This window comes from Lactobacillus sp. WILCCON 0149, assembly GCF_057197965.1.
On the sequence record NZ_JBUBHO010000008.1, the window covers coordinates 1 to 11848 of the forward strand.

The window sequence follows — 11848 nt, forward strand, 5'->3', positions numbered from 1 at the left end:
GAACTATAAAAGGAAATCTGAAATCAAGCTGCACAGTTGCTAAAATAGTAGATGGAAAATGCAAATTGTAAAAGAATAAAGGAGAAAAAGATGAAATTCGTAAAGATTGCGTCTGGCGTATCCGCGTCAGTAGCACTGCTTGGTGCGGGTGGGGCAGCATCATTGCCACAAGCGCAAGTTCAAGCGGCTGTGAAGTACCAAATCCGCGTGTCTAAGAAAGCCTACGTCTATACTTCTAAAGGAAAGAAAACCAAGAAGTCTTATAAGAAAAATGCAAAGGTGACTGCATACGGCACCAAGTGGATCAAAGGCAAGAAGTACTATAACTTGGACAAGGGGCGGTATATCCGCACTAGCTACGCAAAAAAGGTAGTACCTCGCTGCAGCTACTCCACACAGACCAAGAAGATCACCCGGACGATCAAGATGTACCAGCCAAAAGGCGTCAAGAAAGTCATCCAGAACGCCTACATCAGGCGGACGGTAAAGACCGACAATAAAACTAAAAAGAAGACCTACGGCAAGTGGAGCACGTCTTCTTGGAAGAAGTATACCGTAGCCAAGGTATCTGGCTATACTGCAAGCCGGTCATCTGTAGGTACCTACAAGGTGACCGGCAAGACCAAGAACCAGACTATCAAGATTACCTATAAGGCAGTCAAGAAGACGTCTAAGAAGACCGATGCCAAGCGTGCAACAAAGCCATCTACAACGCCGTCAAAGCCGGCTAACAGTGGATCGTCCAGTTCTAATGGGAATTCTGGATCTTCATCTTCAAGCAGCAGTTCAAATTCAAACAATGACGCATCTACGACGCCATCAAAGCCAGCTAACAGTGGATCCTCATCGGAAAGCAGTGGCGGCTCTTACACGAATAACAGTGGTTCATCTAATTCATCTTCTTCTAATATTGGGGGCATGGCTACGGCTTACAAGCTTGAAGCAAAAGATACGACTATCACACCGGGAACTACTTATGATTCAACCGCTTTTGAAATTAAAGATGCATCTACTGGATCTTGGGCAACTGCAGATGATATTAAATCTGTCACTGTTGACTCTGCCAAAACTCCATTTGCGGTGACTTTCCAACTCGAGTATGGTGTCTATAATTTGAAAGCCAGTCCGACTGTGGCTGATTCTGGTACTTATAACGTCCCTGTTACTGTTACTTATAAAGATGGTACACATACTACCATTGTCCTGAAGATAACCGTCCCTTCAATTAAATTGTGGACTGAGGCAACTAAGGCTGAAGTGCGTTCTAAATTCTTGAGTATTTTTAACGGGTATCGATCAGCTACAGGGGTTGGTTCTGTGGCTTTGGATACCACTGCTGACTGGCAAGAATTTATGAATCAGCGTGCTGAAGATAAAGCAAAGCAATTGGCGGATACAGGAAAATGGGATCACTCTGGTCAAATGCTTACAGAAAAGTACAGTAATGTATACGGGATGGAGGACATTGGTGCTACAAAATTAAATGCAAGCGAATCTATAGATGAGCAAGTACGATCGTTCATGTCTTATACTCAAAAGAGTTACCAAGACGAAAAAGATGACTATGTGGCAGTAAATATTCGTCATGAGCGTGATTATCTTACTAACCAATCGGGCACAGTTCTCCATTATGTAAACATGATCAATCCATCACTTACCAAAATTGTAGTAGGTGTAGGTACATATACCAAAGGCAGTGAAACATACGTGGCAACTGTTATTGCTGAAATTCTTAAGGAAGATTAGTAGTTGGTATTATTTCCGCCTTGTGTATTAAATACACAAGGCGGATTTTTATAAGCTGTAGGCTGTGCGTGAGCACTAGCCTATAAAGAACCCCCCGACCTTGGTCGGGGGAGCATGTCATTTTTGAGATCCTTTCTAGAATGGCGTGACACATATTTCTGACCGCAAAAACAGTGAAAATAATTTTACATGTTAGAGCATGTAAAGTAATAACTAGCTAAAACAAACGCAAATGATAACGAATTTTTGGTACATCAATTATAGATAGATGGCGCTGTAACGCGGTGTCATGTAGCACGTACAAAAATAGACAAGTAGACGCATATAGAAAGGCGGAATCAAAGAACAATGCTATTAAGCTCATGGAGATTTTGGGCGCTGGACATGACTAACTCAGTAAGCTCATCAAGCAGCCAATCCAGTTCAAGCAGTGGAAAATACTTAAATAGAGTGTTTCAAGATAGCCACGCAGACCCTTCAAATTTGTTAAACGGCCATGCAATTATTAAGCTCTTTGCGGGAACATACAAATTCGTTGTCTGGGCTTGTGTCATCGGAATTATTACTAGCGTGTTCTTGTACCAGAGAGGACAGTCAAAGAACTCTGACAAGCTTAGACTAGGTGGATCTGGCGCTGTTTGGGGCTGGTATGCGATCCTGCTTACGATCTACTTTTCGATTTCGTTTTACGTTTCAAGAGGTCAGTTAGCGCCTGAAGGTCTTTTGGCCGTGTTTATTATCTCGGTAAGTGAGTACATCGTATTTTTCTTTGCACCAAAGCAATACGTCAACGCGATGCATGCTTACGCTATTCATGAAATGAGTGACAGACAAGATATCAAGCATACGGCAGACAAGCGTGCATCAATTGCTACCATGTCTACGGCAGTAACGATCGTGTTCATTTTGCTGGCGTTGATGCTTCACTCTATTTTCTAATCGGCCGCATTGCAATCCGGAAGAAACTAGAAGGACAAGAAAAATGATCTCTCTAAAGATTAGGCTTTGTGTTGACCAGATTGTGTCAGTCTATAAAGAGGCCAATGTAAGATGCTTCTTTGCGTCAGCCGTGATTGACAATGTGAAGAAAAGTGGGATTGATTACGCTGGCATTGAGGCTGATGTCGTAATTTTATTGCAGTCGATGGTTGATCAAGGGATTTTGCGCAGACGATACATTTCTACCGATCATAACAATCCCGTTGAGAAGAAGATTTTCGATTCTTTTGAGGAAATCCCAGAAGATAGCGATCGCTATCTTGACGATAACAACGCCTACATTGTGCCCATGAACGACTTATGGACTGAAACGTTTTTTGAGTTTACCAAAAGCAACCAAAACGGTGCTGATGATCAGCGGCAGACAAATCCGGCTGCCTTGAGCATCTTAGAAAAAGGCTTGCTGAAGTCTAATGACGAGGCACAAAAATATTTAGCAATCAAACATAAAATTTAGTGAAAAGTTAGCGAAAGGCGATAACTAATTATGTTTAATAGTGATGACTTGAAAACAACAGACAGAATCCTCGGTGTTGGGCTGAGCATGCTTATCTATGGAACGATTGCAGGGCTGTTGATTGTTTTGGCAACCGCCATTTTATAGGAAGGAGGAAAAAGAAAGATGAGTGAAAAAAGCAGATCATGGCTGAAGAATGCAGCTGATCAGCGAACTGGCCTTAGAAACATCTCTGATTATTTGAGCGCGGCAATCGCGTCTATTGTGGCGGCTGGTGCCGCTGACCGTAAGAAAAAATCGCAAAAATGAAAGCAAAAATATCGGACAGACAAGAACGGGCGTTAAAAATCGACCTTGCCTGGGTTGAGGACTTTAACAAAGCCGGCTTTTTTGACGATGACGGCAAATACAAGGCCAACATCGATGCGGCAAGCTGGGCAGAAGAGGGAGTCGCACCTGTTACTGTGATGATCTATCAAGAATCTGAAGATCAAAACTTTCGGGTCATTGTCGCTTATATCAGCACTTATTGTGATGGCTGGTGCAGCGAATGGTACCAGGACAAGCGATGCCCAGCTGAACTGGATCAAAAGATGCGGAAGCTGGAAAAGCAACTGATGGATCTCTACGATCCTGCATGGTTTGGCAAGCAAGTCGTTAAGAAGCGCAAAAAAATTAAGAAGGAACAAGAAGAAGGCAAATATGGCAAACTCCATGTTTGGTCAGAAAAAAGCTTGAGGGGAAAGGAGAGATAAGCGCCTGCTGACCTGTTATAGGTTATGCCTGCAGATGCTTGTGACAAATAGTGAGCAAAAAGACAAACAAATTAGTTAGGGTGCTGTCAATTTTAGGGTTCGGTATTGTCTTCTATGTCGGCGTAGCATTGATGTTTCTGGGATCTGGCTGGGGACACTCCTTAGTCGTTTCCGATAATGCGGATGTGGTTTCTAAGACGGGACTCACGGCTAAGAAGGCAAAAGCCAACGCCAAAAAGAAAACCAGCTATGATGCCTCAAAAACCAAATCGGTTTCCGCATCTGAATTATGGAAAGCCAAGCAGTATCCAGCGTATTCCATTGGGAGAATGTCAGTGCCAGCCGTAAATATCCATAACCCGCTCTTTAACGGCTATGGATCCGTCGGACAGAATCTCAGCTATGGCGTATGTACAGTAGTTCCAGGCCGAGAAATGGGCGGCGTAAACAACTATGTTTTGGCTGGACACTACATGGGCTCTTATGGGTCTGCAGTCTTGGACAACCTGCACTACATCAAGAATGGCGACTTAATCTGTGTCACTGACATGGAGAAGATCTATCTCTATAAGGCAACATACAAGTCATATGCCGTAAAGCCAACGCAAATTGAGGTTGAGAACAACGTACAAGGCAAAAAGCTTATTACATTGATTACGTGCTCCGACTTTGACGTGAGTCGTTATGGCTATGGCCAACACCGGACCGTTGTCCAAGGCGTTTTGGCTGGTACTGTCAAAGCTACCAAGAAGAACTTGGAAGCCTGTGAACTTACAGATAAGCCGCAAAAGAAAGCTAAAGCTGTAGCTTTATCAAAAGGCGGAGTTAAGGAAGTAGCCAAAAGGGTAGACGAGAAATGGTACCAAAAGATTACTTTGCAGCAGGTAGTAATTGCTTTTAGCTTGCTTTGGCTAATTGTGATCGGCGCCATGATTGTCAAAACTTGCAAGAAATCTTAGGCCAAATCATTGTGATGGCGGCTAGATTTGCAAAATATTGTTTCTGATAATTTTTTCGAGAACCAAATAGTAGTTTGTCATGATCGAAGAACTTGCAAGAAGCCATTTCTGATAGCAGCATTCCTGCCTGTAGATTGCTTACGGGCGGGAATGCTTTTTCTTTCTAGAACTTGATTGGCTCTTCTTTACGTAGTAAGATGATAATAAAACAATGCTGAAGAAAGGTCGAAAAAACATGGCTCTAAGTGAAGAAGAACGAAAAGCGCGCCGTGCAGCTATAAATCGTCGATACTATGAAAAGAAGAAGCGATTGGCTAAAGAAGGAGATCCTGCCTCTAAGGAAAAATGGGACAAGGATAAGCGATCCCGCCGAGTGGCAAGCGTTAGAAGCTTTTTAAAGCACGAAGCGACTATTGAAAATTTAGAAGAGTTCAAGCAACTGATCGATGAAGAACTAAGAAAAGACTAAGAAAAGCCTAGGAAAGCTAGATTTAGCAGCGAAAAGGTCATACGAAAAGTGTGGCCTTTTTGCCTGCTTTTGCTCAGTGGCCTGCCGTTAACCTGCGATGCAGTGCAAAAAATAGTTCCCCAAAAACGTTGACACTCTTGTGCTTACGTAGTAAGATATAGGCATAAAAAAGAAAAAAATACTTGGGCTGTTCCAAGTAGGGGACAACTAAAAAGCAAAATTGAAAGGGCAATTTCAAATGAAAATCACTTTAAATGAAATAAAACAAGCTCTGGATTCTCAGAACTATCTTAGTGACAAAGACACGCTTTATGCGGTGTGGGCATCTGCGTCTCAATCAAGACCACTTCTTTTGGAAGGTCAGCCTGGCGTCGGCAAGACCTCAATTGCCAAGGCACTGGCTGATGGACTTAACCTGCCGTACATTCGCCTTCAGATGTATGAAGGGCTGACTGATGACAAGATTCTCTACGACTATGACTATCAAAAGCAGCTTCTGATGCTTGAAACGATTAAGCCGCAGCTGGAAAAGGATTTTGAGGGCATGACAGCTAATGAAGCAATCAAAGCCGCAAATAAAAGCATTGACTTTTATGGCCCTGACTTTTTGATCAAGCGACCAATTCTGCGTGCCATCACAGGCGATAAGCCATGCGTGCTCTGCATTGACGAAATTGACAAGGCACCGGAAGAAATTGAGTACATGCTCTACGAATTTTTGGAAAACTATTCGATTACTATCCCACAGCTTGGAGAGATCAAGTGTGATGACGAGAAAAAGCCAATAGTTTTCATTACCTCCAACGGTTATCGTGAGCTTTCAGGAGCGCTTCGGCGGCGGTGCAACTATCTTTATCTTGAGCCAAAAACTGAAGACGAGCTTGTGCAGATTCTTATTAGCAAGACGCACAGCAACAAGAAGGTTGCTCGCGGAATTGCAAGAAGCCTTGCTGTCATGGAAAACTCAGCTATGCGCTATAAGCCATCCGTAGCTGAAGCAATCAACTATGCTGAATTTCTTGCAGACAACGACAAGATTACCAAAGAAATTGCCGTGAACTCACTCAGCATCCTCGTCAAGGACAGCCATGACCTTACACAAGCAAAGGATATCGTTTCCACCTACGGCAGTGACATGTGGAATGAGGATCCAGCTGGTGTGCCATCACCCGATTTTGACGATGATGACCCCTTTGAGAACCTTCCAAATGACTAATCGATCTGCCGCAACATGAGGAGGGAAGGGAAATGACCTCACAAAAAATGGAGGCTTACCTGCAGGAATTGAAAGCTGGGCAAGAAGACGTTGACTATACTTTGATGGAGACGATAATCTCTTTTGGGGAATTTGCCAGAGCAAACGGCTATAGCATTCCGTCAGACTATGCGGAGACTGCTTTTGCCGCACTGGCAGACATGCCATATGAAGGGTTGAGCTTTGAAACCAGTGAGCCTGTGCTCAAATCAATCATCGTCAAAACGCCGGAAGAGTCTCGAAAATTCCATCATGACTTTATGACTTTTCGCGACGTTAGAATCAGCCAAAAGAAGAAGCTGAAAGAAGCACGCGACAACGTAAAAAAAGCATCTGCCAATCAGAAATTTGAGCAGCAGAAGCTTGACGAGGAAAGCAAGCAGCTTCAAGAGGAAATGAGCGCTTTTGGAGAAAATCAAAGCAAAACTTTAAAACTGAAAACGCAGAAGTCTTCCAAGCTGCAAGAAAAGATCAAGGGACATGCTGATGACTTTGACAAGCTCTTTAAAGAAGATCCAAACTATGCTCTCTTAAAGGACATGGGAGAGATCGCAAACGGTGCTGATCCTATGCCGAAGATGAAGCTGGTTGAAGAACAGGAAGACCTAAAAAAGAGCCTCAAAGTAGGCTTGGCAAAGCTGGATCAAACGTCAGACCCTATGGCAATGATTGAGATAATTGACGATATGGCCTCGATTATCAGCAAAGCCGTTACTGCCAAGAAAAAGATTCAAAAGCAGATCGATGACTTTAAAGCGCGCAAGCAAGAAATTGCAAACAAGCAGGCTGAGATTGAGCAGATGGAAGAAAAGGCTAAAGAGCGCTTGAACGATCTGTTCAACAGCTTTGCCAATGAACATCAGATGATCAAAGATCAAAGCTTGGAGCACAGAGAAAGCTTTGATTCAAGCACAGCGCACAACGCGGTAGTCTCTTTGGGCGAAGGCACTCCTGCTTTCATGGACAAGAAATTCAGCAGTCTGACGCAAGAAGAAAAGGAACTTCTCAAAGATTACATTCGCCAGAATGCCCGTGCCTTTCGTACGCGCATCAGCGGCAGAATTCGGACCGGTGCTCACAAAAAAATAGATATGGCAGAAACGTGCAAGCGTGCCTGCCGGAGCAATGGAATTCCTATCAGTCTTGCTTTCGAACGTCCAAAAAGACAAAAGGCGAATATCGTGATGCTTTTGGACGTATCCGGCTCATGCCGGGAAGCGTCTGAACTGATGCTGACGTTCATGTACTACATGCGTGAGGTCTTCCCAGGTGGGTGCAAGTCCTATGCATTTGTCAACTCGCTCTATGACATTTCACGACTTTTTGACGAGCCGGACTCTGATTCTGCCATTGCGAAGGTGCTCAACACTATTCCAACCAGAGGAGTGTACTCAGACTATGGCAGACCGATCAGAGAATACAAGGATGGCCACATGTCAGACATCAATAAGGACACTATCGTGGTTTGGATTGGCGATGCCAGAAACAATAGAAATGCTGCGGAAGATGATGAATTCAAAAACATTGCGCACAGAGCTAAAAGAACGTACTGGCTCAATACAGAATTGCAAAACAAATGGAATCAAGGGGATTCCATCTTTGCAAAGTACTCACGCTACTGTACGCGAATTGCAGAAGCAGTGTCACCTGCAGAGCTGATTGGCTTCTTGACGCAGATGTAGCATAGCTGTCGATAGGCGATAAGGACAAAATCATGGAAACTATAGAAACTGAATCATTCCTCCAAAGTCGTGCAGATTACTACGAAAAGATTGAGAACGATATTTATCGGAAAAGGGGAGCTAATGCTTCTTTTATTCCCCGGAATATATCTCTTGACGATACTGTAGGTCTTTATTGTGCTATCTTTAACGCACTCAGCACAGAGAAAACTGTCAGCCCAAAGTCTCTCGTCAAGAAATTAAAAAGAAAGCATCTGATCTCGGTAATCAAGGAGTTGCCCATTGATAACGAGATGAAGGAACAATTTGGCAATTTCATCAGCCAGACTGTTGCCCAATCAAATATGAAGGCTGTCCTTTTTCCATTGCTTGAGGACTATTTTAAGCAGCAGCGTCTGGCAAAGATCTATGAAGAATCACCAGAGCTTGTGGGAGAGAAATTCGTTCAAATTGAATGTGAAGACAACTCTAAAAAAGGAAAGTCAAAATCAAAAAATGCGGGGCAGAATAACTATCATGTCTGCTACGTCTTTGAATCTTGTGTCTACCGTTGTTCCTATATTGGTGATGACGTTCAAAAGACGAAAAATTGCGGCTGGAAGCTGACAGATGATGACATCAAAGATATCGTTACTTATTTGGAAGCACGCAAGCAAAAACTGTTTCTGCCATTCGTAACTACTTTCGATGTTGTTCAAGAGCCTGCAAGCATGCGTTTCGTTATTCGTCCAAGTTTGGCAAGCGAATCTCTAGTAACTGTTAAAGACGCAGGCTACGGATTTATTTATGAGCTGTTAGGTCATTCTTGCCCACAGCTTACACCGCAATGCTTAACTTGGAAATATTACTGTGAAAGTCAAATGGATACGGCAAGCATTGCGGACCGATTGATGTATATTGCCGGAGCAGGCGACTCCTTTGGCAACAAGCTTGTTGGCTGCTTTAAGCTCAATGATAATTTTAAGCCTGTGACAGAGATGGTCAAAGAAGCCACTGAAGAATTCACGGGCAAATTGCAGCAACTGACGCTTCAAGGCATTTCCCCACAATTGCAGTCTTTTGCCAGCAAGGTCATTGCTAAACCAGATATCAAGTTTTACCGTGACATTACGGGATTGAATAAAAAAGCTTTGATGAATCGTTTTAGCGATGGCTATGCAGATTTGAAAAAAGGCAAAATTGATCTGAAATACTATTCAGAGGAAAACGCCATTGGCTTTGACGTAGGTGGTGAAATTGGCTTTGATCTGATTAATTGCAAGTTTTTCCTTGATCCAGACATGTGGCGCAAGCTGAAGCGGATCGATACACAGGTGAAAATTGTGCCAGAAATTGACAAGGCCATTTCTTTCGCCAAGACGACAGCTTCCGCAAAAGGGATCGATTTTGACAAAGTTGCTACACTTAGCTTCAAAAAGACGCTCTTTAGAATTGTGATTGACGATGGAATCCTGCCGAAAAGCAAACTCGGTCTTAACTACAAAGATTCAGATTCCTGGACAAAAGCAATTGCAGCATTCTTAAATGAATACAGCCAAAGGGTAGAGAAGAAGCGGAATTCTCTGCAGAAAAAAGTAAACGGTTCTGGACTTGTCGGCAATATCTTGGCAACGGCGACTGCTGACCTTGTCCTTGTGAATAAGAATAAAGATGGCAATTACCATTTGACCGCGAACAACTGCGTGGCTATTCTTAGGGACATGTCAACTGTTAAGAATTTCTATTTTGATATTGCCCACACGCGGTTTGACAAGCTGTTCCGCTTGATTCCCAACGATGAAGTAGAGCATGTCGTTAGTCAAGTCATAAACAAAGGATTGGTTGAAGAATCCTATCATCGCATCAGCGACTATAACGTCGTTTACTATTCTTTAGTTCCAAGCGACTGTACGAAGTATTTTGTTTCTTGCTCGGTTGAAAGCACGGACCTTTCCACTGATTTTGGCTTACTCCATCGTTTGGAAAAACTGCCTCAATCCTTGGACGAAACGGATACAGAAATGGAAATCGATGATAAAGTCTTCATTCAACTTCTGCAAAGCCTTGTCAAGCACCCCGCGGTGTGGTGCTACAAGCCTGACATGTGTCGGGATTTGCTTAGAATGAAGCCAGAAATAGCTAAAAAGCTGCTTAAAGTCTACAGTACTCTCGAAGATGACAGCTTCAAGAAAAAATACTTGAAGCTGTTGATTAAGGAAACAGAAAATGACGAAGCCAAGTAATGAGGATGACGCAAGATTGGATAGGCTAAGCGATACCAGCTTGGAATACAAGGTGAATTTTTTTGTCAAGAAGAAGCAGACGCCAGAGAGGAAAGCTCTTAGAGGCTAAACGCGAGAAAAAAGAAAAAGAAATCAAAGCGCAATTGCAGAAAGAAATGGAGAGAAGACGCCAAGCTAATCTTAGGCCGAAGCCACATAAAATTGGGAAACGAAAAGCGGCTCTCCTTTTTGCTGAAGCACATAGCAAGCATGATCGGCATCATCCAGATGTTGGTGTTTCAGTTACTACCCGAGTTAATACTATCCCTTTACGTTCGGCCCCACATCCAAGTTGGCGCGATATGGAGAAAATTCAGTTGAATCCAGTAAATTCTCTTGATTTGCATGCTGAAGAAGACGAGGGCGTTCCGGCTAGTCTGACAGGCATGGCAGTGGATTATTTGACTAGAATGGCGTTAACTGGTGAGGATGCTGCAAAGGCATTTAATATTTCTTGTTTTGGATTTGAAAATTCAAGATATATGTGTGAGGATCCGTATTTTGACACTTTTTATCAACTGCTGAGTGAAGTTGATGAATTACATGAGTCCGGAAACGCCGACTGGATTCGTTTGGCTGCCTATCCGGCCTTGGCCTTAGTAACTTGTGACTCGCTTTATAGAACAGGCACTGGTATGCCATTTCATTTGAAGGGTGGTGTAGTTCCATGGCTCAGTGATCGTTCATGCCTTCCAGTAACCAGCCACAATATTGACGAAATGGTACGCAGAGGCATTAAATTGTTTGACAATTATGGGCCTCTAGTCGCTAGTGAGATTACTTTTCAAGGTGGCTATACTGGAATAATTGCTTCTGGGGACGGAGATTATTTGACAGAAGATACGCTCTGGGACTTCAAAGTTTCAGCTAATGAGCCAAATAATCGGCAGCTTATGCAGCTCCTGGTGTACTGGCAGATGGGCTTGAGATCGATACATCCGGAATATAAAAAGGTGAAGTATCTTGCTTTGTACAATCCACGAACTAATGTGATACATCGCTTCAGTACGGGCCAGGTAACCCCTAAATGCGTGCAATGGCTTCAGAATGAAGTGATTGGCTACGGCAATGGAATGCCTCAATTTTAGCCAGCTTATTCTTGTCAGTCGATTGTAAAAATCCAAACAACCCGGCTTACCAATCTAGCCGTGGACAAAAATAGTGTTAACTGCTCAAAAGCAGCATTCCCTCTCATGATCATCATGAGCCAAGGGGATGCTGTTTTTGTTCTCTATGGGAATTTTTACGGTGTCTGTCTAGGCTAT

Annotated in this window: 11 protein-coding genes; all 11 read left to right on the forward strand. The window is 43.2% G+C overall.

Features of this window, described 5'->3' with window-relative positions; translation table 11 throughout:
* The first annotated feature begins 90 nt into the window (after nucleotides 1-90).
* The 11 genes from ACYVUV_RS11820 (at nucleotide 91) to ACYVUV_RS11870 (ending at nucleotide 11671) form a co-directional block, all read left to right on the forward strand.
* Complete coding sequence (locus ACYVUV_RS11820) at nucleotides 91-1746, forward strand: mucin-binding protein (protein ID WP_484499491.1); 1656 nt, start codon at nucleotides 91-93, stop codon at nucleotides 1744-1746.
* A 384-nt stretch (nucleotides 1747-2130) separates the two neighbouring features.
* Nucleotides 2131-2685, forward strand: a complete 555-nt coding sequence (locus ACYVUV_RS11825; RefSeq protein ID WP_484499492.1) for a hypothetical protein — start codon at nucleotides 2131-2133, stop codon at nucleotides 2683-2685.
* 43 nt (nucleotides 2686-2728) lie between these two features.
* A complete protein-coding gene (locus tag ACYVUV_RS11830) occupies nucleotides 2729-3202 on the forward strand; it encodes a hypothetical protein (RefSeq protein WP_484499493.1) in 474 nt (157 codons plus the stop codon).
* A gap of 165 nt (nucleotides 3203-3367) precedes the next feature.
* The gene (locus ACYVUV_RS11835) at nucleotides 3368-3511 is read left to right on the forward strand and encodes a hypothetical protein (protein ID WP_484499494.1); all 144 of its coding nucleotides are present in this window, start codon (nucleotides 3368-3370) and stop codon (nucleotides 3509-3511) included.
* Nucleotides 3508-3957, forward strand: a complete 450-nt coding sequence (locus tag ACYVUV_RS11840; RefSeq protein WP_484499495.1) for a hypothetical protein — start codon at nucleotides 3508-3510, stop codon at nucleotides 3955-3957. Before ACYVUV_RS11835 ends, ACYVUV_RS11840 begins: the two co-directional genes overlap by 4 nt.
* 50 nt (nucleotides 3958-4007) lie before the next feature.
* A complete protein-coding gene (locus ACYVUV_RS11845) occupies nucleotides 4008-4916 on the forward strand; it encodes a class A sortase (protein ID WP_484499496.1) in 909 nt (302 codons plus the stop codon).
* 211 nt (nucleotides 4917-5127) lie between these two features.
* Nucleotides 5128-5385: a hypothetical protein gene (locus tag ACYVUV_RS11850; RefSeq protein WP_484499497.1), complete on the forward strand. Its 258-nt coding sequence runs from the start codon at nucleotides 5128-5130 to the stop codon at nucleotides 5383-5385.
* Nucleotides 5386-5623: 238 nt separating this feature from the next.
* Nucleotides 5624-6601 carry an AAA family ATPase gene (locus tag ACYVUV_RS11855; protein ID WP_484499498.1) on the forward strand — a complete coding sequence of 326 codons (978 nt, stop codon included), beginning with the start codon at nucleotides 5624-5626 and terminating at the stop codon, nucleotides 6599-6601.
* Between the two features lie 104 nt (nucleotides 6602-6705).
* Nucleotides 6706-8322 (forward strand): VWA domain-containing protein, encoded by a 1617-nt coding sequence (locus tag ACYVUV_RS11860; RefSeq protein WP_484499499.1) that lies wholly within the window; start codon nucleotides 6706-6708, stop codon nucleotides 8320-8322.
* Nucleotides 8323-8354: 32 nt separating this feature from the next.
* Nucleotides 8355-10544 carry a hypothetical protein gene (locus ACYVUV_RS11865; protein ID WP_484499500.1) on the forward strand — a complete coding sequence of 730 codons (2190 nt, stop codon included), beginning with the start codon at nucleotides 8355-8357 and terminating at the stop codon, nucleotides 10542-10544.
* Between the two features lie 62 nt (nucleotides 10545-10606).
* Complete coding sequence (locus tag ACYVUV_RS11870) at nucleotides 10607-11671, forward strand: hypothetical protein (RefSeq protein WP_484499501.1); 1065 nt, start codon at nucleotides 10607-10609, stop codon at nucleotides 11669-11671.
* Nucleotides 11672-11848 lie beyond the last annotated feature (177 nt).